General features: G+C 41.0%; 22 protein-coding genes. 8 read left to right on the top strand and 14 right to left on the bottom strand.

From position 1 onward, the window contains the following. The 8 genes from BF9343_RS05755 to BF9343_RS05790 form a co-directional block, all read right to left on the bottom strand. Entirely contained in the window at positions 1-357 is a 357-nt protein-coding gene (locus BF9343_RS05755; RefSeq protein ID WP_010992393.1) for a DUF3876 domain-containing protein, read from the bottom strand. A gap of 28 nt (positions 358-385) precedes the next feature. After that, complete coding sequence (locus tag BF9343_RS05760) at positions 386-2890, bottom strand: TraG family conjugative transposon ATPase (protein WP_010992394.1); 2505 nt, start codon at positions 2888-2890, stop codon at positions 386-388. After that, positions 2887-3219 (bottom strand): DUF4133 domain-containing protein, encoded by a 333-nt coding sequence (locus tag BF9343_RS05765; RefSeq protein WP_008775036.1) that lies wholly within the window; start codon positions 3217-3219, stop codon positions 2887-2889. The genes BF9343_RS05760 and BF9343_RS05765 overlap by 4 nt, the downstream gene beginning before the upstream one ends. An 11-nt stretch (positions 3220-3230) precedes the next feature. Continuing rightward, positions 3231-3527, bottom strand: coding sequence for a DUF4134 domain-containing protein (locus BF9343_RS05770; RefSeq protein WP_005926215.1), 297 nt, complete (start codon positions 3525-3527; stop codon positions 3231-3233). Positions 3528-3691: 164 nt separating this feature from the next. Further along, positions 3692-4405, bottom strand: coding sequence for a hypothetical protein (locus BF9343_RS05775; RefSeq protein WP_010992395.1), 714 nt, complete (start codon positions 4403-4405; stop codon positions 3692-3694). 1 nt (position 4406) lies between these two features. Continuing rightward, a complete protein-coding gene (locus BF9343_RS05780; protein WP_010992396.1) occupies positions 4407-4850 on the bottom strand; it encodes a DUF3408 domain-containing protein in 444 nt (147 codons plus the stop codon). Between the two features lie 4 nt (positions 4851-4854). Beyond that, complete coding sequence (locus tag BF9343_RS05785; RefSeq protein ID WP_010992397.1) at positions 4855-5616, bottom strand: ParA family protein; 762 nt, start codon at positions 5614-5616, stop codon at positions 4855-4857. Beyond that, positions 5613-5990, bottom strand: a complete 378-nt coding sequence (locus BF9343_RS05790; RefSeq protein WP_041926185.1) for a hypothetical protein — start codon at positions 5988-5990, stop codon at positions 5613-5615. Before BF9343_RS05790 ends, BF9343_RS05785 begins: the two co-directional genes overlap by 4 nt. A 357-nt stretch (positions 5991-6347) precedes the next feature. Between BF9343_RS05790 and mobA the strand changes: the two genes are divergently transcribed. From mobA to mobC, 3 genes are read left to right on the top strand one after another with little or no spacing between them, the layout of a single operon-like run. Then, positions 6348-6785, top strand: coding sequence for a conjugal transfer protein MobA (mobA, locus tag BF9343_RS05795; RefSeq protein ID WP_007216065.1), 438 nt, complete (start codon positions 6348-6350; stop codon positions 6783-6785). Beyond that, entirely contained in the window at positions 6770-8008 is a 1239-nt protein-coding gene (gene mobB, locus BF9343_RS05800) for a conjugal transfer protein MobB (protein WP_010992399.1), read from the top strand. The genes mobA and mobB overlap by 16 nt, the downstream gene beginning before the upstream one ends. 20 nt (positions 8009-8028) lie before the next feature. Then, the gene (gene mobC / locus BF9343_RS05805; RefSeq protein ID WP_010992400.1) at positions 8029-10029 is read left to right on the top strand and encodes a conjugal transfer protein MobC; all 2001 of its coding nucleotides are present in this window, start codon (positions 8029-8031) and stop codon (positions 10027-10029) included. A 3-nt stretch (positions 10030-10032) separates the two neighbouring features. Here the strand turns inward: mobC and BF9343_RS05810 are convergent, their stop codons facing one another. Both BF9343_RS05810 and BF9343_RS05815 read right to left on the bottom strand, forming a co-directional pair. Continuing rightward, positions 10033-10707 carry a hypothetical protein gene (locus BF9343_RS05810; RefSeq protein ID WP_010992401.1) on the bottom strand — a complete coding sequence of 225 codons (675 nt, stop codon included), beginning with the start codon at positions 10705-10707 and terminating at the stop codon, positions 10033-10035. Next, positions 10707-13757 carry an N-6 DNA methylase gene (locus tag BF9343_RS05815; protein ID WP_010992402.1) on the bottom strand — a complete coding sequence of 1017 codons (3051 nt, stop codon included), beginning with the start codon at positions 13755-13757 and terminating at the stop codon, positions 10707-10709. The genes BF9343_RS05810 and BF9343_RS05815 overlap by 1 nt, the downstream gene beginning before the upstream one ends. 245 nt (positions 13758-14002) lie before the next feature. Between BF9343_RS05815 and BF9343_RS05820 the strand changes: the two genes are divergently transcribed. The 3 genes from BF9343_RS05820 to BF9343_RS05830 are packed head-to-tail and all read left to right on the top strand — an operon-like array spanning position 14003 to position 17795. Beyond that, positions 14003-15532: a DUF3945 domain-containing protein gene (locus tag BF9343_RS05820; RefSeq protein WP_010992403.1), complete on the top strand. Its 1530-nt coding sequence runs from the start codon at positions 14003-14005 to the stop codon at positions 15530-15532. Beyond that, entirely contained in the window at positions 15529-15717 is a 189-nt protein-coding gene (locus tag BF9343_RS05825) for a hypothetical protein (RefSeq protein ID WP_041926186.1), read from the top strand. Before BF9343_RS05820 ends, BF9343_RS05825 begins: the two co-directional genes overlap by 4 nt. Further along, positions 15714-17795: a type IA DNA topoisomerase gene (locus BF9343_RS05830; RefSeq protein WP_010992404.1), complete on the top strand. Its 2082-nt coding sequence runs from the start codon at positions 15714-15716 to the stop codon at positions 17793-17795. The genes BF9343_RS05825 and BF9343_RS05830 overlap by 4 nt, the downstream gene beginning before the upstream one ends. 103 nt (positions 17796-17898) lie before the next feature. Here the strand turns inward: BF9343_RS05830 and BF9343_RS05835 are convergent, their stop codons facing one another. The 4 genes from BF9343_RS05835 to BF9343_RS05850 all read right to left on the bottom strand — a co-directional run bounded on the left by BF9343_RS05835 (position 17899) and on the right by BF9343_RS05850 (position 21655). Next, positions 17899-18420 carry a dihydrofolate reductase family protein gene (locus BF9343_RS05835; RefSeq protein WP_041926187.1) on the bottom strand — a complete coding sequence of 174 codons (522 nt, stop codon included), beginning with the start codon at positions 18418-18420 and terminating at the stop codon, positions 17899-17901. A 570-nt stretch (positions 18421-18990) separates the two neighbouring features. Further along, the gene (locus BF9343_RS05840) at positions 18991-19269 is read right to left on the bottom strand and encodes a helix-turn-helix domain-containing protein (protein ID WP_007665493.1); all 279 of its coding nucleotides are present in this window, start codon (positions 19267-19269) and stop codon (positions 18991-18993) included. A gap of 12 nt (positions 19270-19281) precedes the next feature. Further along, positions 19282-21333 (bottom strand): bifunctional DNA primase/helicase, encoded by a 2052-nt coding sequence (locus BF9343_RS05845; RefSeq protein ID WP_010992407.1) that lies wholly within the window; start codon positions 21331-21333, stop codon positions 19282-19284. Next, the gene (locus BF9343_RS05850) at positions 21296-21655 is read right to left on the bottom strand and encodes a helix-turn-helix domain-containing protein (RefSeq protein ID WP_008766819.1); all 360 of its coding nucleotides are present in this window, start codon (positions 21653-21655) and stop codon (positions 21296-21298) included. The genes BF9343_RS05845 and BF9343_RS05850 overlap by 38 nt, the downstream gene beginning before the upstream one ends. 395 nt (positions 21656-22050) lie before the next feature. Here BF9343_RS05850 and BF9343_RS05855 point away from each other — a divergent pair, with 395 nt between their 5' ends. Together BF9343_RS05855 and BF9343_RS05860 are read left to right on the top strand one after the other, a co-directional pair. Then, positions 22051-23400, top strand: coding sequence for an MATE family efflux transporter (locus BF9343_RS05855; RefSeq protein WP_041926188.1), 1350 nt, complete (start codon positions 22051-22053; stop codon positions 23398-23400). Positions 23401-23429: 29 nt separating this feature from the next. Then, the gene (locus BF9343_RS05860; RefSeq protein WP_010992410.1) at positions 23430-24242 is read left to right on the top strand and encodes an AraC family transcriptional regulator; all 813 of its coding nucleotides are present in this window, start codon (positions 23430-23432) and stop codon (positions 24240-24242) included. Positions 24243-24244 lie beyond the last annotated feature (2 nt).

Raw genomic sequence — 24244 nt, forward strand, 5'->3', positions numbered from 1 at the left:
TTATTTCTTTATTGGTTGTTTACTCCGTTTGTATTCTCCACCGGGTGAAAGAAGAATCCGGTCGTTCTCTTTGTCGTAGGTCAGCAAGACGGAAAGCCCCGTTTCGATGAACAGGTTTCCGTCCTGTTCTGAAATCTGATAGGTTTCCGTTTGGACAGTCCCCCAGTAGGTCTTTCGATAGGTCGTTACCCTATAATGCCCGTTTTCCTCAAAGAGAGAGAACGCAGGACGGTTTTTCACGCTTTCCCAGTCCCCACGCATCGCCCTAAGACGGTCGGCGTTTGTTTCCTTACAGGAAGAAAGCCCCAGTAACAAAGTGCATAACAGCACCGGAAACAGGAATTTTAAATATTTCATACTGATTGATTTTTAAATTGTTAGTTGATTATTTTTCGGGATTGCGCTTGCTTTCGGCAAGCCGTTTGATAGCCAGTTCGAGATTACCGCCTAACTTTTCGGACAAGGCGAAAAGTTCCATTTTTTCCGTTTCTTCCGTTGTGTATGTAAAATATTCGTCCAAACTCACTTCGGTAGCATATACGGCTGATTGTGTACCGCCTAAGCCTATCCAAACTTCCTTGTATTTCCGGTTCGGATGGTTGGCAAGGTTGATGGAAAGCACCTGTGAGCGTTCCTTGTCGGTCAGTCCCAAAAGGTTCTGTATGCTGTCGAATTTATTAAGGTACTTCCGTTGGTCGAGCAGTATCTTACAATCCGAATTGTTTATAATACTCTCTTTTACAATGGGAGAAGATATAATATCTTCGACCTCTTGGGTAACTACAATCGCTTCGCCGAAATACTTTCTAACGGTTTTATAGAGATACTTTATGTAATCCGCCATGTTCGCCGATGCAATCGCTTTCCACGCTTCTTCTATCAATATTAATTTCCTGATACCCTTTAGTTTACGCATCTTGTTAATGAAAACTTCCATAATGATAATGGTTGTAATCGGAAATAAAATTTTGTGGTCTTTGATATTATCCAACTCAAAGACAATGAATCGTTTATGTAGTAAATCAAGCTCTTTGTCGGAGTTCAACAGGTAATCGTATTCGCCGCCTTTATAGTAAGGCTCTAATACATTCAGGAAGTTATCTATATCAAAATCCTTTTCCCGGACGTTCTTTTCTTGCAGGTGCGCCCGGTAGTCATTCCTCACATACTCGTAGAACGTATTGAAGCAGGGAGTAACGGAACAGTCTTTGGTAATCAGTCCGATATAGGAACTAACAGCGTTCGACAAAGCCACTTCTTCCGCCCGTGTAGGTGCTTCATCGTCCCTTTTCCACAGGGTCAGGATAAGCGTTTTGATACTCTCTTTCTTCTCAATGTCAAATACCCCATCTTCCACATAGAAAGGATTGAACGCTATCGGGTTTTCTGTGGTATAGGTAAAGTAAATCCCATCTTCCCCGTGCGTTTTCCTATTTATCATTTCACACAAACCTAAGTAACTGTTTCCGGTATCGACCAACAACACGTGTGCATTTTGTTCATAATACTGGCGTACCATGTGATTGGTAAAGAATGACTTGCCGCTACCACTCGGCCCAAGTATGAACTTGTTACGATTGGTAATAATACCCCGCTTCATGGGTAAATCTGAAATATCAATGTGCAACGGCTTTCCTGTGACCCTATCCACCATCTTGATACCAAAGGGAGAAAGTGAACTTTTGTAGTTCGTTTCTTCGGTGAACAGACAAAGAGCCTGTTCGATGAATGTATAGAAACTTTCTTCCGCCGGAAAGTCCGCCTGATTGCCGGGTATTCCCGCCCAAAACAGGGTCGGCGTGTCGGTGGTGTTGTGGCGTGGCTTGCACTCCATAAGTGCGAGCTGTGACCCCACATCATTTTTAATGTGTTTCAGTTCGTCCCGGTCGTCACTCCATGCCATGATATTACAATGGCATCGCACGGAGATAAGCCCCTGTGAATGTGCTTCGTTCAAATATTCCTCTATCCAAGACTTGTTTATCTGATTGGCACGGCTGTATTTGGAAAGGGAGTGCATATTGCGAGCCATCTTTTCAAACTGTTTCAGGTTCTCCGTGTGGTCGTCTATGAAGATGTACTGGTTATAGATATGGTTACAGGAGAGCAGCACGCCCACCGGAGAAGCAAAAGATAACCTGCAATCGCTCCGGTCAGTGGATAACTTTTCATAGCGGGTATCAGTTCCCACTTTTCCTGGCATATCTTCCGCATCCGAAAGGGTATGCAGGCAAAGGATATTGTCGCCAATCTTCATTTCGTCTGCACCCAGTGAAATATCTTTCAGTGTGGTGGTATCGGTTTGTGAGAGTGAAAAGTATTTCTCCACGATACCCGCCGTTTCCCTTGTTCCGGTGATTTCGTCCGAGCTCAGGCGGGTAAGGGTAATGAAACCGCTATCGTTCATAATGCTTTCAAACTGCCCCACCGCTTCGAGGAACTTTGTAACCGTTTCCCTGTCCCTTATCTCTTTGGGGACAAGGAAGCCCCGGCAAAGGGTGGAGAAATTACTCTGCATCCGGCTGTGTTCCTTTGTCGTTTTCGTCAGGAACAAATAGCAGGTATGGTTCAAGAACGGTCGTTCATTGAAATGGCGTTCAAAGGAACGGGAAAGGAAACTCAAATCATCCTTTTGGATGTCAGGTGCATAGTTCTCTTTGATGAACCAGTCCTGTTTGTGTACGATGCTATAATCGGGCAGCACCTTTACCGCCTTGTTCCAAGCGGAATGTATCGCTTCGTATTCGGCTGCCGTGACGGTGAACAGTTCGGGCAGTTCCACCCGGAACGCCACCGTTATGTCGGCATCTTTGGAAACGATGCACCCGTTTTCCACCGTGAACAGTGGAAACTTGTTTTCCAGCGTGGTAGCTTTTAATATATTTCTCATTTCGATGCTTGTTTCTGATTTTTAGTGAATAATCGGGATATGGCTTTTCGGTTGATAATATGGAAAGGGTGGCTTTTGCGTGCGGACAATTTCATCAACCCGTGTGTCCCGTACTTTTCGTTTAACCGGAATGTGAGCCATACCAGCAGCGTTGCCGAAGTAACGCCGAAGATGATGCACACCCACTGGTTGATACCCACCATGTACATAATGATGAAAAGCACGAACAGGGCTAACAGCCCGCCCGCAAAAATGAAAAGATATTGACTTTTCAACCCTTTAAATTCAACTGGCTTACCTATTCCCCTGTTAATCGGATAGTCTGCCATAGCTCATTTCTTTAGAGGAAGAATGAACGTAGGATGGTGGCAGCCACAATCAGGAAGATACATGCACCGAACCACGAAGCCGCCGTTTTACTGGTGTCAGGGTCGCCACTGCTGAACTTTCCATACACTTTCACGCCGCCAATCAAGCCGACCACCGCACCGATAGCGTAAATTAACTTTGTCGCCGGGTCGAAATAACTGGTTACCATATTGGTAGCTTCGGTAATACCCGCCATGCCGTTACCCTGTGCAAAGGCGGAGGATGCAGCCAAAAGAACGGCTGCCGAAAAGAGAACTTTCTTTTTCATTATAAATATATTGATTTTTAAATTGCCGGACGGTTGGATAGTCCGCCCGGCGGAGTGATTAATAATTGAATTTTTGTGGTTGTGGGGAGTGTTCCCCATGTTCTAAAAGGTCTGTTTAACCGTAATCTCTTTGTTTCATCATCTTACTTATTTAAAGTTTACCATTAAAGAAAATCGTTCATGTCAAAGTCTGCCATTTCATTATTTCCGGCAGCCGGGACGATGGCAGGCACGGGTATCTCATGCTTTTGTAAAAGTTCCGCCACCCGTGACCTGCCCCCGTTAATCTGTTCCACCAGCGAATGAAAGAGGTTTGTTTCTGTCCGGCAGATGGTCTGAACGGCTTGCCGTTCTTCCGTGTCAGACGCTTGCTTAACCTGAATGACCTGTACCATTTGACCCAGTTCCCCCAGCGTGATACCTTGCGCCATTTCCGGCTCACCGTCACCCATGTAACAGGCGATTTCTTCCGCTTCAATTTCATCTGGCGAAACGTCCGTTTCTTCCGCATCTTCTGTTTCAAACTCCATCTCAAACTCGGTTTCAATCGCTTGCGGGGTATCGGCTTTTTTTTCATCTGCCAGCTCGTTATCAAGCGTTTTCGTTACCGTTTCCTCGCTTTGCGGGACAAATATAGAAGCATTATCAACCCCTTTTGAAAGGTGTCCTAAGATGTCCCCGCTTGTCCTCATTTGTCCCATCCGGTAACGGCTTGCACCTACAAGAGAATCACCGTTTCCGGTTTTCACAGTCGTTTTGCTTTCCGGTTGTTCCGGCTGCTTTTTCCTATCCGTGAACCATGTTCCCAAGCTATCCCAGTATCGCCATAAGAGAACGGCGTAATACAGGAGCGTTCCGATAATAAACCATTTCAACATATCAGAACGGCTTTTCAAATTTGCTTTCGTACAGTTCGTTTATCTCGTCCTGAAACTGGTCGAAATGCCGGAGCAGGATATTTTCTACATAGCTGCTCACGGTTGCCTTGCGCCCGCCGATAACGGTTACTATCTTCATCAGCTTTTCGTGGGTGGTACGGCTGACGTATAACGGCTGGCGGTCGGTCAAGTCCACCCGCATGAAATAGGTTTCCCGGTAATCGCCCGGAGTGTTCTTTTTCCGGCGGGCAGGTTCTTTCACGGTCTTTTCTTCCCTTGTCGTTTCCTGCTTGTCTGTTTTATCATCCGGTTTATCCGGTGTTTCTATTTCCGTTTCCATTGCCGCCGACGGCGTTTCTTGTTTCTTCACGGGCAAGCCCTGTGAAATAATCTCTTTCATAAAATCCTCGTCTATTTGCGGTTTCCCGCCGCTTTGCTTTGCCATATCGTTACAGTTTTATAAGGTATGCGATTTCGGTTATCAGTTCTTCCATATTACTGCCCTTTACCAGCCGTTTGTCCGCCGGGAACAGTGTAGAACGGAACACGGTTTTACGCTGTGCGTCCAGTTCCTTTTTGAACCTTTTAGTGTCAGGGATAAATACTTTCATAAGGGGTAGTTCCAGTTCCCCGATGGTTTGCTCATACAGGGTGTACAGGTCTGTTTTTTCCCGTCCATCTACCATGTTCCAAAACAGGTGCAGCCCTTTCAGTCGGCACGCTTCATTCTTTACCAGCAGTTTATGGATAGCCACCGCAAAGGAAAGGCTGCTTTCCAATACCACCCGGTCGGCGGCTATGGGGGTGAAAATATAATCCACCCCTGAAAGGGAATTGATAACGCCCTCACTGTTCACCGTTCCGGGCAAGTCGAAAAAGGCCACATCATAGTCCATTCCGGCAGATGCAAGAAATTCATCTGCCGTTTTTATCGCTTCGTCCGGTGAACTGCACAGCACCGGGTACGCTTTCTTTCCCAGTGTTTTGAACTGGTTGAAAGCAAGCCGTTTGTAATACTCATCACTGTTCACTCGTTCGGCATCCCGTTTGCGCATGGCGGAAATAGAATGTTGCGGGTAGTCGCAATCCACGACTGCCACGTTATACCCTTTGAGGTAATACAGGTAACTTGCCACCAAGACGGTGAACGTTGTTTTGCCGACCCCGCCCTTTTGGGTGGAGAAAGCCACATACAAGGTTTCTTTCTTCATTGTAATAATTCTTTTTTGTGATACATCTTTATTTCATTCCATCCGTACAGATTGACGGATGGTTCTCTTTCGTTCCATGTTGAAACTCCGAAAGAGAGAATGACTTCTTTTTTTCTTTCCTTGTTTCTTGCTATCTTTCTACAAAGGCAGGTTGTTTTCTTCCTTGCTTTTTTGTTTTCATTCTTTCCACAAAGACAGTTTGTTTTCTTTGCGGACAGTTTGCTTTCCCGATTGAATAACTGTTTCCTTTCAATCATTCCATCCGGTTTGCTTTCCTGCTTTCTTGAAAGATTGCAATCTTGAAATCTTGTTTTCAAGTTTTCAAAACCGCTTTCTTTCCGTCCGCTTTCCGTTACATATTTCCATCCGTCCATATTGCTTTTTTTCTTAAATCTGGGACAAATAAACGTAGAAAAACAACCCCTTTTGAAAGGTGTCCTCAAATGTCCCCGTTTGTCCTCATTTGTCCTATAACCTGCTATTTCACAGCATTTTTAATACCCGTTACTTTGCAACCGAAAGGTATCGGTCAGGCTAACCAAGCCCCCGAAACCGGGAGCGTTCCAATCTCCGCTAACTCCAATCCATCGGTAGATAGATTTTTATTTGCACTGGCAAATAGCAAGGTGTGTTCTAAGCAGCTTGAAATTCTTTCAGCAGCTTTGAACGCGTTGCCCGGACGAAGCCGGGATAGGGTCACTCCGAAGTCGTAATCCTTTAAAAAAAGAAGCATGAAACAGAAAAATGAAAATGCGCCCCGTCCGGGTGGCGCAGGACGCAAGCCCAAAGCAGACCCGGCAGTGTTCAGGTACTCTATCAGCTTCAATGCGATAGACCACGCCCGCTTTTTGGCATTGTTCGACCAGTCCGGTATGCGCACTAAAGCGCATTTTATCACCGCCCGTATCTTCGGCGAACCATTCAAAGTGATTAAAATCGACAAGGCGGCAGTAGAATATTATACCCGGCTGACCGCTTTATATTCCCAGTACAGGGGTATTGCCGTGAATTATAATCAGGTGGTAAAGGCTCTCAATACCAATTTTTCAGAGAAGAAAGCTCTCGCTTTTCTCTATAAACTGGAAAAGGCAACGATAGAACTTGCCGACTTGAACCGACAAATTATTGAACTGACCCGTGAGTTTGAAACAAGATGGTTGCAAAGATAAGCGTAGGCAGTTCCCTGTTCGGTGCGCTTTCTTACAACCAAAACAAGGTGGATGAAGAGCAGGGAAAGGTACTTTTAAGCAACCGGATGTTCGAGAGCGAGGACGGAAATTTCAGCATCCGGCGTTGTATGGAATGTTTCGATATACATCTGCCCGCCGACTTGAAAACGGAAAAGCCGATTATCCATATCTCCCTGAACCCGCACCCGGACGATGTGCTTTTAGACAGCCAGCTTGCGGACATCGCTAAAGAGTATATGGATAAGTTGGGGTACGGCAACCAGCCATATATAGTGTACAAGCATGAAGATATTGCAAGACATCACATCCATATCGTTTCCATCCGGGTGGATGATACGGGCAAAAAGATAAATGACAAGTTCGAGCATATCCGTAGCAAACAAATCACCCGTGAACTGGAACAGAAGTACGGGCTGCATCCGGCAGAGAAGAAACAGGCAGCCGAACGCCCCGAACTTAAAAAGGTGGATTACCGGGCAGGGGACGTAAAGCACCAGTTATCCAATACGGTGAAAGCCCTTGCCAGCAGTTACCGTTTCCAGAGTTTCACCGAATACAAAGCTCTGCTATCTATATATAATGTACAGGCAGAGGAAGTGAAAGGGGAAGTGAACGGCAAACCCTATAACGGCATTGTCTATTCGGCGACCAATGACAAAGGAGAAAAGCAGGGAAACCCGTTCAAATCTTCCTCTTTGGGTAAGTCGGTAGGTTACGAAGCTATCCAGCGACACATCAAGAAATCCACAAAGGACATTCAGGGCAAGAACCTGAAAGAGCGTACCCGCAGGACGGTTGGTGCAGTGATGAAATCCACCTATAACCGTAAGGAACTGGAACAAGAACTGAAAAAGAAAGGTATAGATGTTCTTTTCCGGCAGAACGATACGGGCAGGATATACGGTGTAACATTCATCGACCATGAAAACCGTACCGTCCTGAACGGTTCACGGTTGGGAAAGGACTTTTCTGCCAATGTGTTCAACAACCTGTTTTCCGGCTCCCGTACTTTGACGGGAAACAGCAAACAGGAAATGCAGGAACACACGCCGGAATTTAACTCTACCGGACACCTTGAAAATACAGGCAAAACCATTGCGGGACTGTTCAGCCTGTTATCCGGTGGGAACGATACGCCACCCGATAACAGCCAAGTTCCACCATCCAAGAAAAGAAAGAAGAAGAAACAAAGACGTATTTAATAACTATAAAAATTTCAATTATGCAGAATGAAGATGATTTAAGAGGACTTGCAAAGGTTATGGACTTTATGCGGGCAATCAGTATTTTATTTGTAGTGATAAACATTTACTGGTTTTGTTACCAGTCGTTCCGGGAATGGGGTATCAATATCGGGGTAGTCGATAAAATCCTGCTGAACTTCCAGCGTACCGCCGGGCTGTTCTCCAATATCCTATATACCAAACTTTTTTCAGTGGTATTTCTTGCGCTTTCCTGTTTAGGTACAAAGGGAGTGAAAGAGGAAAAAATCACATGGAACAGGATTTATGTATTCCTGACAATCGGTTTTATCCTGTTTTTCCTGAATTGGTGGCTGTTGTTTCTGCCGCTGCCGGCAAACACGGCATTGTATATCTTTACCATGACCGCCGGGTATCTTTCCCTGTTGGCTGCCGGAGTATGGATTTCACGTTTGCTGAAAAATAACCTGATGGATGATGTGTTTAATACCGAGAATGAAAGTTTTGCACAAGAAACACGCTTGATAGAAAACGAGTATTCCATCAACCTGCCGACACGGTTCTACTACAAAAAGAAATGGAATGACGGATGGATAAACGTTGTAAATCCGTTCAGGGCAAGCATGGTATTGGGTACGCCCGGTTCGGGAAAATCGTATGCGATAGTCAATAATTACATCAAACAGCAAATCGAAAAAGGCTTTGCTGTTTATATTTATGACTACAAATTTCCTGACCTTTCAGAGATAGCTTACAACCACTTAATCAGTTATTTAGATGGATATAAAGTGAAACCTAAATTCTACATGATTAACTTTGACGACCCACGTAAAAGCCACCGATGCAACCCGATAAATCCGGCGTTTATGACGGACATATCGGACGCATACGAAGCCAGTTATACAATCATGTTAAATTTAAATCGCAGTTGGATAACCAAGCAGGGAGACTTCTTTGTAGAAAGCCCGATTATCCTGCTGGCTTCTATCATTTGGTTTTTGAAAATCTATCAGGGTGGTAAGTATTGTACATTCCCGCACGCCATTGAATTTTTGAACAAGAAATATGCCGATACATTCACTATTTTAACCAGTTATCCCGAACTGGAAAACTACCTTTCACCGTTTATGGACGCATGGGAATCTAATGCGCAAGACCAGTTGCAGGGGCAGCTTGCAAGTGCTAAAATCCCGCTTTCGAGGATGATTTCACCCGCTTTATATTGGGTAATGACAGGGGACGATTTTTCACTGGATATAAACAATCCGGAAGAACCTAAAATATTGGTGGTAGGCAATAATCCCGACCGTCAAAATATCTATTCCTGTGCTTTGGGACTGTATAATTCCCGTATTGTGAAGCTGATAAACAAGAAGCACCAACTCAAAAGTTCCGTAATCATAGATGAATTACCGACCATCTATTTTCGGGGACTGGATAACCTGATAGCAACGGCACGAAGCAACAAGGTAGCGGTCTGTTTGGGCTTTCAGGATTTCAGCCAGTTACGCCGGGACTATGGCGACAAGGAAAGCAAAGTTATCGAAAATACTGTGGGTAATATCTTTTCCGGTCAGGTGGTTTCAGAAACGGCTAAAACGCTTTCAGACCGTTTCGGTAAGGTACTGCAAAAACGGCAAAGCATGACTATCAATCGGAACGACAAATCAACCTCAATCAGTACGCAGATGGATAGCCTGATACCACCCAGCAAAATATCCAATCTCACACAGGGTATGTTTGTGGGTGCGGTCAGCGACAATTTCGATGAACGGATAGAGCAGAAAATATTCCATGCGGAAATTATGGTGGATAACGAGAAAGTGAAGCGAGAAACAGCCAGTTACAAGAAACTACCCCAAATTATAGATTTCAGGGACGAGGACGGGAATGACCGGATGCAGGAAGAAATACAGGCAAATTACAACCGGGTCAAGCAGGAAGTCCAGCAGATTATCACGGACGAAATAGAAAGGATTAAAAATGATCCAAATTTGCAAAATTTACTGAAACATGAATAATTCTTAGACCGTTTTACTTTCTTCTTGAATGTTTTTTGAGAAATCCAACATTAAGTGATAAATAGTAATTTCTTTATTATCGATACTATGTATTGAATAATAGGAATAATTAAAATCATCTACAATTTTTCGTTGTTGAATATTTCGTTGGGTATTTGAAGGAAAACCTGAAGTGTTTATAATATTATTAAGGCAAGCTACATTTTCTTGAATATTCATTGGTTGTACAATAAAAGCAATCATTCCATTAGTTTTGTAATAGCATGAATATTTTGAAGAAACAAAGCGACAAATACCCTCCGAAATATATTCTCCATTCAATCCGCTTGTTCCATTTGGATTGTTAGTATCCAATCTTTTACATTCTATAATGTAGTATGCATCATCATTTATAAATGGATTGATAGGCATTATTCGAATGTCTATTCTTCCTGTATTTTCTGGTATTTCAGGGTCAAATAAATAATTAGTAAGACCAAGTTGTTGTTTGTAATTCTCTTTTTTTAAATAGTTATATAATATTATATCCCTAATTTTATTCTCATTATTACAGACGTTTGTTTTTTCTTTTAATATTAAATAATAACAAGCTATTATTTTAGATAGAATATATTCAAATTCAGCATTATAATAAGCAGATGAATATTTATAAGTTGAAGCGTTTAATTCGGAAAACATCAGAAACTCCTCCCTATTTTAATAATAGCATCAGAAAATTCATTTACATCCATGTAGCCAATAGCTTTATACCAAAGACGTTTTTCATTAGGCTTTATAATGAAAAAATCATTCCCATTGGAAGCAAATCCACGAATGTCTTTTTGTACAAATAGTTTGTCTGTGATTTTTTCTGTTCCTATTTTTGATATAAAAGATAACAATTCAGTATTGTTTTGTTTATTAACCCATACGATATCTTGTTTATAATCTTGTATAGGTATCATTTTAAAAAATACTCCAATAATTTGTTTTGTATACCATATTTCAGCAATGAAGACTCTGTTTTCATCATTTAATTTAGATTTGAATTGCTGAATAAATAATGATACATATTCATTTAAAATAATGTCATCATATTTTAGTGGTAAAAATAATCGAGCTTTTTCTTCATCATTTCCAATAATGAAAGTTTTATTAATATCTAATGCATATTCAATTAAAGCGGTTTCAATGTCATTCAATTGCAATTTGTCATAAATGACTTTGTTTATTTTATTTAATTCAGATAGAATTGTATTGTTTAGGGCATTTATTTTTTTGTCATCCTGCAATACTTCTTTCTTCGCTGAATACCTTTCTTGATATGCTTGTTCAATAACTTCAATTCTATTTTTGATATTTAAATCAATATACGGCAAATTATATTTATTATAATTTTTAGCTCTTTCTCGTTCGATACCAATAGATACAAATGTATTTATAGCATAATAAGCAAACAAAGAAGAACTTAGTATTGCTGCTATATTATAAATCGCATCTATATCTCTAACGTTTAAAATTTTGATAGATGTGATAGAATCCTTAAAAAGTATGTCTTGCTTTGAGATGGTGCATTTGGCTGTTAATTTTTGCAAATCAATTCCTTCTCTAATTAATAGCATCGGAGATTTAAATAGCCTTTCATCTCTAAGCCTGTGTACTTTAGACCTTTCAAAAGGAGAGATTTTTGAAGGGTCAATAAAAAAAGAATTTACGCCATAAGAATCTATAAAAGGACATCCAATTAAGTGGGTAGAATCATATAGTGGATTACTACTATATTGAATACCAGTACCTTCTATAAATTTAGATTCATCAGAAATAATATCCTTTATTAAATTGTGTTCGTCTGTTAAACGTTTTAAGAAATTAAAATCTAAATAAGAACCATATACTAATACTTTCCAAAGCCAATCAAATTCTTTAAATTTCTGTTGTCGAACTGATTTGTAATCACTTCTATTGATGGTAAATATTTTAAATAAAGAAAAAAAACGACTTTGCTTTAATGTTATGTGATTTACAATATTATTATTTGTATTCACTCCTTTTGCATATCTATAAAATAATATTGCAGCAGGAGCAATTGCAGGGTCATTTGATTTTTCAAAGACTTCATGCCGAACAGGGGCTAATTCAAAAACCCTATCAATAAAAAATTCTTCTAACCAATATTGCCTAAATGGACTGTTATGTTTTTTGTTATACCCAAGATTATATAGACTACTACTTCTTATTATTAAAGCGACTTGTGTCTTGTCAGAACAAAAATCACTAACTCTAAATACAAAACCTTCTGCTATTTCATTGTTATTAATAGCTATATCAAATTTTTTAGAAAGTTCTTTTTCTCTCTTTTTTCTGTTTTTTAAATATTTACTACCTAAATCACCTATTCCTCCACCTTTCCAAGGAGGATTACCAACTATAAAATCAAATTTTATATCTTTAAATAGAATGTTAAATTCTGTTTCTTCATTGAAAAAATCTGACTCAAAAAAGTTCTCATTAATTAAGCAAGGGAATTTAAATTCTGCTATTGCTGGAGGGTCTAAGTAATCTAACAACGTTAAATAGATAGAAAAGATTGCAACTTGAACAGCATTTAAATCTTTATCAATACCAAAAATATTTCTTTTCGTAATCTCTTTAATTTCATTTTTAAATTCTGTAGATTTCACATCCACTCCTGATGCTATATATTTTTCAATTATTTTTCGAAGAGTTTCAACAAGAAAAATCCCCGAACCACATGCAGGGTCTAAAACCTTACATTCATAACCATCTTGAGTGTTCAATTTATTTTCAATAGTTTCTTTTAAAATATAGTCAACAAGAAATAATGGTGTATAGTATGCACCTTCCTTTTCTTGATTATCTTTACCGATAAAGAGTTCATACACATTACTTATAAATTCTATAGGAATAATTGAAAAATCATAAAACTCAAAAAGAGAAGGTTGCATTTCGTCAAGGTCTTCTCCTTTTAGTAGTCTTCTTATAGTGCTGTAATGAATCGGTTGTATTTGAATATATTCTTCATCGCGCAAAGGAAATAAATCTCCATTAAATCCTGTTTCTGAATTTTCCAAATAATCAAAAAAATCTTTAGTTTTTTTAGGGTCGTTAAGAAGAATGCAAAATTCTTCATTTGTCCAGTATTTGGAAATTCCTTCGAAGCAAAGTTTTACTTTGCGGTCAATTAAATATCGAACAAAAATTACTTTTCCAATTAAAGCATTCGCTATTTTGGAATCTAATTTTTGCTCATATAACAATATTTTTCGAGCGGCATCTATGTTTTGTAATAGATAATAATCAACTCTGTTTTTATAATTTAATGGTTCTGCATATTGTTCCCAAGTTTTACCTGTAACTAATTCAAAATAGGAAAAATTGTTTAGTTTATCAATTCCCCCCAATTTCTCTAATGCTTTTTCATTCTTTAAAAAATTGAATCCATTATATATTTCAACACAGTTATTTTCAATGATGATAGCAATAGGAGATTCATTGAAGTTCCATATGGCTTCATAAAGTTTTTCCTTGTTAGACGGATTTTCAAAGAAAAGGAGTAATGGTTTATTATCAAAACAAAAGAAAGCCTTAGGCTTTATTTTATATTCTATAAGTCTTTTCACCCTGTTAGGAAAAGATGTTTTTGTTTTCCAATGGCTATCCTCAACGAAAAAAAGCCCATTCTTTTCGTTTAATCCAAGAGATGCTATTATATTTTTTATCTCAGCCATTTTCTACTTAAGCTAATTTATTGTTTTTTCTATAATGCATAGAATCCTAATTTGCAAAGTTACAAAGAAAAAATCATTTTCTATTATAACTCTTATCCTTTTTAAAATTAGATTTTGATGTATAAGACAAATGAAGCCAAACGAAGACTAATGAAGCCACCCATTCCCAAATCCTTAAATATACTCTATTTCATCCTTACTTTTACTTCCGAAATTTTTATTTACTCACTAAAATTCAAAAAGTTATGGATGTAAATACAGCCAACCAATCCACCACTGACGAACAGATGATGGATATTCTTCTTGTACTGGATAAGGAGAAAAAGACAATCAGTGCAGTGAAAGGCGTGGATGAAAACGGGGAACTTCAAACCGTACCGCCGGAAAACAACAGCGAACTTCTGAAATTCGACCGTCACGGCGATTTCTTTTCCAACTTCTTTTCCAACATGATGAACCAGTTGAAAAACCCGACCCGCTTCAACTTCTTTAAAATCCCCAAGATTGAACTTCCCAAGATTGTACCGATAATCAGGGACAACTTCGACCATCCGACCGCCAAGAATGAAGCGGAGATAGAACGTTACCGGGTAACACCCGAAACGCTGAAACAGGGGGTGACGAACGGACAACCGAACCAAACACTGCAGCAGGTACAGCAACCGCAGCAGGAAACAACGGCACAAGCACTGCAGCAACCTGACAAAAGCAAGTATGTTATCGATCCTGATAAGGTGGACTGGGAAGCTCTAAAAAACTTCGGGCTTTCCAAAGAACAGCTTGAAAAGGCAAAGGCTTTAGAACCCATGTTAAGGGGGTACAAGTCGCCCGGTGCGTTCTCCATCGCAGGTAACTACAATTCCGCCATTATGAAACTGGACGCACGCCTATCTTTCCGGCATGACAAGGATGGGAAAGTGGTTTTGGCGATACACGGCATCCGCCAAAAGCCGGAACTTGAACGTCCGTTCTTCGGGCATGAATTTTCCAAAGAGGATAAAGCCAATCTTCTTGAAACGGGCAATATGGGACGGATCGTAAACCTGAAAAACTATATCACAGGAGAAATGATACCCTCTTTCGTCAGCGTGGATAAGGTGACGAACGAGCTGGTTTCCATGCGTGCAAGTAGCGTCCAAATACCCGATGAAATAAAGGGTGTCAAACTGAACAAGGAACAAAAGGAAGCCTTACGGGAGGGAAAGGGAGTATTCCTTGAAAATATGATTTCCAACCGTAAAAATCCCTTTTCCGCAACCGTTCAGGTCAATGCCGACAAGAAAAGTCTGGAATTTATCTATCCCAATGCCAAACAGTCACAGGAGCAACGGCAGAAACTGGAGCAGCAAAACAACCTTGTCACCAGTGACGGTGTAACCATCCCCAAGAGCATTTCAGGAATAGAACTGACACGCCAGCAACAGCAGGATTTAGTCAATGACAAAACCATCTTTGTTGCCGGGCTGAAAGACAAGCGAGGGGTCGAATACGATGCTTATATTCAGGTGAACCATGATAAGAAGAAGTTAGGCTTTTACAGTGACAATCCCAGCTTTGACCGTTCCGCCGTGAAAGAGATTACTCCGGCAAGCAAGAACCGCACACAGGTAGCAGTTAATTCGGAGGGCAAGACCAACGAAGCCACCAAAAAAGTGAAAGAACCTTTGAAAAAGGGTCAGGACAAGCCCACTGAAAAACAGAAAACCAAGCAGGATAAAAAGGAGAAGCAGGAGCAGACGGACAAACCCAAACAAAGCAGGGGACGCAAAAGATGATAACGGTATTAATCCTTATTTCGGCTATCGGTTTCGTCCTGTTTCTCTTTGCCTGTTACAAAACGGACTGGAAAACCATAGACGAGCAGAACCGACAATATTATATAAATGGCTATCACATCTACTATGACCGGAAAATCCTAAGACAAAAAGAAGTGGAACAATTAAAATCAAAATTAGAATGATTGCAGTAATCGGAGAAAAACCAAGTGTGGCAAGGGACATTGCCCGCATTTTAGGAGCGAGTGAAAAACAGGATGGCTACCTTTCAGGTAACGGGTATCTCGTTACCTGGGCGTTCGGCCATCTTGTAGGTTTGGCAATGCCGGAAGCATACGGCATACAGAGTTTCCGTCGGGAAAGTCTGCCTATCATTCCGGATAGTTTTCAACTTACCCCCCGACAAGTAAAAGCGGAAAAAGGGTACAAGGCAGACCCCGGCGCATTGAAACAGCTAAAGGTAATCAAAGAGGTATTCGACCAGTCGGACAAGATTATAGTCGCCACCGATGCAGGAAGAGAGGGAGAACTTATATTCAGGTACATCTACCAGTATATCGGATGCAACAAGCCCTTTGTCCGTTTATGGATAAGCAGCCTTACGGACAAGGCAATCCGTGAGGGACTGCAAAACCTGAAAGCCGGTAGTCTGTATGATAACCTGTTCCGTTCGGCACAGGCACGCAGCGAAGCGGATTATTTGATTGGAATAAACGCAACACAGGCTTTAAGCGTGGCAGCCGGACAAGGAATATTCTCTTTGGGACGGGTACAGTCACCTACGTTGGCAATGATATGCACTCGCTTTTTGGAGAACAAGAACTTTGTCCCGCAAAAGTATTGGCAACTGAAATTACAGTCGGCAAAGGATAATATAGCTTTTACGGCACTATCCGCAGATAAATACGATATGCAGCAAGCCGCCATCGACACGTTGCAAAGGATAAAGGAAGCGAAAACGGTTCAGGTGAAAACCGTAGAGCGTAAGGAAGTGAACCAAGAACCGCCTTTGCTCTATGATTTAACCACGCTGCAAAAAGAAGCGAATGCCAAACTGAATTTTTCCGCAGACAAAACCCTATCCATTGCACAAAAGTTATACGAGGGTAAACTAATCAGCTACCCCCGAACCGGAAGCCGTTATATATCGCAGGATGTGTTCGAGGAAATCCCGGAACGTCTTGTTAATTTGGAACAGTACGCTCGTTTTGCCGGGTATGCTGCCGGGATGAAAGGCAAAGCCTTAAATTCCCGTTCTGTGAACGATGGCAGGGTAACAGACCACCACGCTTTGATAGTAACGGAAAATCTGCCCGGCAAGATGGAAACGGACGAACAGGCAATCTATGAACTGATAGCCGGACGGATGTTGGAAGCCTTTTCTGAAAAATGCGTCAAAGACGTTACCAGTGTAACGCTGGAATGTGCAGGGTCGCTTTTCACGGTCAAAGGGTCTGTAATCAAATCCGCCGGATGGCGTGCCGTATTCGCCGAGAAAGAAGACGGAGAGGATAACGCCACTTTGCCCGTCATGCAGGACGGTGACACTCTGCCACTTTCCGGCATTGAACTACTGGAGAAACAGACCAAGCCCAAGCCGTTACACACGGAAAGCAGCCTGCTTTCTTCAATGGAAACAGCGGGTAAGGAACTGGAAAACGCCGACCTGAAAGCCAGCATGAAAGATACGGGTATCGGTACGCCCGCTACGAGGGCAGCCATCATCGAAACGCTGTTTTTCCGCCAGTATATCGTCCGGGAGAAAAAGAACCTTGTCCCGACCGAGAAAGGGCTTGCCGTTTACAACATTATCCGGGATAAGAAGATAGCAGACGTTGAAATGACGGGAATGTGGGAAAACACGCTTGCCAAAATAGAAAGCGGAGAAATGAACCCCGACACGTTCCGCAAAGGCATCGAAGTGTATGCACGGCAAATTACGGCTGAACTTTTGGGTGTTCAGCTTTCTTTCGCTTCGGGTAGTGGTTGCATTTGCCCCAAATGCAAGACCGGACGCATCCTTTTCGATCCGAAAGTCGCCAAATGTTCCAATGTGGATTGTTCCGTTACCATCTTTCGCAATAAGAGCGACAAGCAGCTAACAGACAAGCAGATTACCGAACTGGTGACTACCGGGAAAACCGGGCTAATCAAAGGCTTTAAAAGCAAGAACGGCAAAGTCTTTGACGCTTCACTTACCTTTGACGAGCAGTTTAATGTTACTTTCGTGTTTCCTGAAAAGAAAGGTAAGTCGAAGAAGTAAAACGAAAATCGCTATATTTGCCACAGAAAGTTTCATTATAGATAGATTATAATTGAAATTTTTGTGGTTGAAGCACCCGGAGGGACACCGGGTGCTTTTTTAATCATTCTCCTTTATACTGGTAGGTCAGGCAAACGACCTGATTATCCAGTATCTTGTTTTGGGTCAGTTCCCACTTCGACCCGAAAGTTTTACCTATAAACTTGATGCCGTTCCCCAGCATGACCGGGATAATATATAGCGTTATTTCATCAAGTAGGGACGCTTCAATCAGGGATGTTATGAACTTACCGCCGCCGATAACCTGAATATCGGTTTCCGAATTTGATTTAAGTTCATTGACCGCACGTAATGGCATATCAGTAAGAAAGCTTACATTCTCCTTTTCCGACACATTGGTATCGTAGTGGGACACTACAAAAGTTTTTTTGCTTTTGTACGGCCATCCGCCCCAATGTTCAAAAATATAGGTATAGGTATTAACTCCGGCAAGCAATACACCCGGCTGTTCATAGGCTTCCGAAATTTCCTTTTTGACGTTTTCAGGCATCCAGTCCAATTCATTATCCTTTGTGGCTATGAAACCATCAAGAGAAACGGCAATACAAGTTTTTAAATGTTTCATAATTGAGTATTTAACAGTTACTTTTTATAAACTGTTCGCCAGTACGCCAAAAAAGGGGTCAATCCGAAAACCCTGTGGGTGATAAACATGACCTCTGAGTTACAATGCTGACGTCCAATCAGATGTTCGTCTGATGTGCTTGATTTATAATACTTTGGAAGGATGTATGTTTTTAGCATTGCAAACTTTAAATGTTTCTCAAATATTATACCCACATACTTTTTGACTTGACCCCAAAAAAGAAGCGTGAACTTACACTGCTTCAAAGTAGAGGTACTGGCATACCTTAATGACGAAACAGGCAAGCCCACGCTATGTTGAAACATAGCATAGACATTGCGCTGAAAATCTCGTCATTATTGAAAAGTGCCAGTTCTCTACTTTGAGACGTTCTGCGAACGAATATGTTATATATAAAGGCGAAATCACAGGTTACTGCTCAATCGCCGTTATTTTCTTATGTAACTTTTGCAAAGTTAGCCAAATCCTTGAAAAGTCTGGCATACAATAAAAAAAATCCTGCCTTATCTCACGGCAAAACAGGATTGAAAGCCATTAGAAAAGAAAAAATTAATCGGTTTTTTCCCGGATTAACTTGTGTACGTCCGTAGCACGGTAATAACATCTGCCATCCAGCATAAGGAAAGGGAGTATTCCCTTTTTTCGGTAACGGGTCAGTGTTCGGGGAGCTACTTTCAGAAGCAGGCACAAGTCCTGATTATCCAGCAGTTCTTCCCCGTCCAAACAATTACGTCCTTTTATTACCCGGTCTATCTTCTTGTCCTGCATGTCGAACCTATCCATGATACGTTCCATCCATACGGTAAAAACGTCTTTATCTATATACATAAGGCTGCCTGATTAAATTAAACCAATCATAAAATAACTTTGGTTGGACGGGTCTTTGATGATAATGTCCCGTTCACGCATAAATCGGATGTAGCTTTTGGCAGTACGCTCCTTTACATCCAAGACCTGCTGCAACTGTTCGCAAAGGTCTATGTAGGTGATATGTGTCTGTCGCCCGAAGATGTCACGGGCTACGTTCACCAGTTCCCTTTCCTTGCGCTTCTCCTTTTCTTCACGGGGCTTTTCCCCCTTGTACACGTGCATCCCGGCTTTCTTGTCCCACGCAAAAAGCATCAGAGGAACGTCCAGCGGGCTTCCGTCCCTTACTTTCAGGGCTTTCACTACCGACTGCGTGGGTTCTTCGTCTTTCTCTATTGAAAGGATAGTAGCCGCCTTGCGTTGCAGTTCGCTACCCAAATGCCCACGTAACTTTAATCCGTTAGGGACGAAGTGCAGCACACAAAGAATACACGTGTTATAGATGCCCGCCAGCCGATAGAGTTCATCTATCACCACCACGCTTTCCGCTTCATCGTTGGCACTCTTTACAAGGTCGGCGATGCCGTCAATGACGACCAACTGGATGCCGCCGTACTGGTAGTAGAATTTATCCATGCTCTGCACAATGGCGTTCAGGCGTTCTTTGCGTGACATACCCGTCAGGCAGAACGCTTTCAGTTCATCGGGTTTGTCCGGCTGCTTGGCTCGTGCCAGTAGGTTGCTTACATTCTTGAACAGTTGCACTTCCGACTGTTCGGTGTCATAGAGCAAGACCGCCTTGTGTCTGCCGTTGGTGGTTATCTGTATTCCCAGCGTATCTACTTCCGTACCAGCCGGGCAGATGCAGCCTGCCACAATTGCGGCTACATAATTGCTCTTGCCCGTTCCCTCACCTCCGGTGATGCCGAACAGGTTGCCTTGTGTTCCTAACGGAACGTCACCCGCCGAAATAATCTCTTGCGCTTTGGCGGGCGGGTTGTTGAAATCTATCTCGCATGATTTTAGCATAATCAATGTGTCGCTATACAGGTTGTCTAAAAATTCGATAAACAGTTTCAGAAAATCTTCACGGGTGTTCCCGACTTTGAAGTAGTCGGAAATGTCCTTTTCCTCTTTCGTACCCGGAAGCGGCAGGAGCAGGCGTTTCACTCCAAATTCTTCCAACAGTTTTTCCTGCTTGCATGAACTTTCCCTGCCCGTCTTGTCCATGTCAAAGAGCAGGACGATGTGCTTGAATCGGAACGTCAGCCGATATACCAGCGTGGGCGGTATAGTCACCGTTTCACTGTTGAAGCAGATAGCGTGAAATCCATGTGCCGCCAAAGAAAGCACGTCTTTTTCGCCGCCCGTGATAAACAGGGTATCACCTTTGGCGGGCAGCTGCTCCAGCCCGAAGCAGTAGTTTTCGCCGAAACTACCGCCATAAAGGAAGCGGGGAGTGGAGAACGGACGGTACAGTTTGATATACTGTTTGCCCTTGTAGCCATACATAGGTTCTGTCACCGATGAAACATAGGCGTATGGTTTTCCATCTACCGTTTCGCTGTTATACTCCCGGAGTGAACAGACCTTGTAATGCTCCAGCAGTTCGGGCGTGATGCCATATTGTTGCCAGTACATCAGTTCTGCAAGCGGAAACTTCTGTTCCCGGAACTGGTAGGGCTTGACTGGCTTTTCGGGTGTTTCTTCGGTTTTGTCTGCCGCATTCCGATTATTTACTGTTGTAGGAATAGCTATCGAAGTTCCTGCCGCCAACCCCAGTCCCAACCCCAAATCCCGGTCGATAATCTCCAGTATCTCCACAAAGTCAGCTGCCTGGTTACAGTCCAATCCTTTTAACTGCCCCACGAAGAAAAAGCAGTCACCGCTGTAATTGTCGTTACCGAAATCTTTCATCTTGTACATACCGCTATGGCGGTCGAAATAGATATTACACGATGCTTTCCTGTCCTGATAGAGCGGGTTAAGAAAATGCCTGCCTATACGCCAGTCACCGGGTAAGTAATGTTTGAAAACGAGCAGACCATTATTTGTCCTGTTTAGTATTTCTTCTTTCCTTAACATATTTCTGATGATTGGTTATCAGTTCGTTTATACACTCCTTGTCACGTTTAATCAGGCGTTCTTCCAACATTCGTTTGACTTCCTTAATCTTATAGAAGTAATGCCCCTTGATGTCAGAGTAAGAAATCATCCCTGCCGCCCGCAGGCGTTGCAGGGTTCGGCCACTGATTTTCAAGAAAGTACATACTTCGTAACTGTCCACCCAAATTTCATCTTCATCGGTCTTGTTTTCGTCCAAATGATTGAAAATGTAATCGGCAATAGCGGTAATCTTGTTGTCAAGTTCCTTGTAGGCTTTTGACTCAAATGTTATAATCTCCATATTGCTAACTTATTGATTTGCCGCAAAGTTCGGCAGAAGAAATAACCTAAAAGTCATGGTTGTACCTATCATGGTATTATTTTTTTTAGGCTATTTTTGGGGAATATCGGTGTAAAAATTCCCCAAAAAATATCATTTTCAAAATATATTTCACCATAAAAAGGAAGTACCATATTGGGGTGAACATGGTACTTCTACATATTGGAATACAGAAATTTATAGTTCATATCATTTTCATCCTTTTTTGAACCAACGTGAAATTGTCAAGAAACGGTTGCTAATATCTTGTAAGTATCGTATTTGCTTCTTTGATGCCATATAAAAACATCCATGTCGTTTTTATACAATTTAATACGAACCAAGTGAAGTAACTTTGCCGGATAAATGAAATGAATATGAATATTACTTATATATCAATTTATAAAACCAGTCTGCCTGTATTGGTTAGTTTATTAATGGAATACTTAATAGGTTTTACTGATACAGCCTATTTAGGAAGAGTTGGAGAAACTGAATTGGCTGCATCAGCTATAGCTGGTACTTATTATATGATTATATACATGATTGGATTTGGGTTCAGCATAGGAGCGCAAATCTTAATAGCCCAATATAATGGAAACCAACAGTATAAAGAAGCTGGAAAAATTCTCTCACAGGGCATATTGTTTTTGCTGATAATTGCGGTAATAGTAATATTGTTTTCTTCTATAATTTCACCAATTATATTAAAATCAATTATAGATTCTGAATCTGTACTCCAAGCTGTTTTACAATATCTTGATTGGAGAATCTATGGTTTCTTTTTTTCTTTTACAATTATCATGTTTAGAGCCTTTTATATCGGAATAATACACACTTCCGCATTAATGCTCAATTCTATAACTATGGTAGCAATTAATGTTATTCTGAATTATATCTTAATATTTGGAGCATTAGGTATTCCCGTATTAGGCATTTCTGGAGCAGCCATAGCGTCAGTCATTTCCGAAGCGGTTGCGGTAATTCATTTTATCATATATACCCAAAAGAACGTAAGTTCTTGCAAATATGGATTAAAAAGGCGAATAACCATAGATTGTACAATATTAAAAAAGATACTATCTATTTCTATTTGGATGATGTTACAGCATGGATTAGTATTTGGCAGTTGGTTTGTTTTTTTCATTACAATGGAGCATTTCGGGGAGAGGTCATTAGCTATTACGAATATTGTGAGAAATATTTCGTCCTTTCTTTTTCTTTTCGTACAAGCTTTTGCATCTGTTGTTAGTTCTTTGGTTGGAAATCTCATAGGAGAGAATAAAGGTAACTCTATCCTATATGTATGTAAAAAAGTAATATTCTTATGTTACATGACTATTTTGCCGATAATGGTATTGTTCCTGTTTTTTCCATCATCTACTTTGCGGATTTATAGTGACAATACAGTATTGGTGTTTGAGGCTATCCCTACATTAAAAGTTATGCTAACTTCTTACTTGATAGCTGTACCTACATTCGTATTTTTTAGTGCAGTTTCGGGAATAGGTCATGCTGTCGCTTCTTTATTGATAGCATTTATATCCTTAGTAGTTTACATAGTATATGTGGAAACAATTAGTCATTTTAGTTCGAGTGTTCCACTATTGTGGACATCGGAACATATTTACTTTTCATGCGTGTTTATACTTTCTCTTTATCATATTCACCATTCGTGGATGAGCTTTATCAATCAAGACAAAAAATTAACCACTAATATTTCTTAGAATTAGAGTTGATGATATATCTTTGTTATATGTATAAAGAATATTCCCCATGTAGCGTATTAGCTCCTTTTATCTATCACTTTTGGGAATATAAAGGAGAAACAAGAAATGGATTGAAATTCAACATTCCACCTCATGGTCGTTCTGATTTTGTTTTCATCGTGGGCAATGCCGCAGATTGCATCAGGAATAGCTTGATAATGAAACCTTATCATTCCTATTTCTTTGGACCGATGAATACATTTACGGAATTGGTTGCTCACACAAACTTCATTTATATTATAGGGGTACGTTTTCGTCCGTGTGGACTTTTTCGATTTATAGATATTCCGCTAAACGAATTGACAAATCAAGGGATTGACAGCCATGAATTTCCAGTTCTTTTTAGTCAATCTTTCATATATCAACTCTGCGAATCCAATCAAAATCCAATTGATGCTATTGAACATGAATTGGTTAGACAAGTGTACAAAAACAATACGGATACAGAAAAGCAAATATCTTATGCTGTTTCCTTGATTAGTAGGCAGAAAGGTATTGTTTCGATTAAAGAATTGGCAACAGAAGCATGCTTAGGCCTACGACAATTTGAGCGCAAGTTTAAATTTTATACAGGTTATTCGCCCAAAGAATATAGTCGAATCGTCAAGTTTTGGAACGCTATTCACCTTTTAAAATCCAATACTTCATTCGATAACTTTTTGTCTGTTGCTATCCAAGCGGGATATTATGATACACCGCACCTATATAGGGAAGTAAAAAGGCTTTCAGGCAATACTCCTAATGCATTTCTTTCACTTTCAACAAATGAAAAAGTAGAAGTGTTGCATATTGAATTATAGAA

It is taken from the genome of Bacteroides fragilis NCTC 9343, assembly GCF_000025985.1.
Taxonomy (GTDB): domain Bacteria; phylum Bacteroidota; class Bacteroidia; order Bacteroidales; family Bacteroidaceae; genus Bacteroides; species Bacteroides fragilis.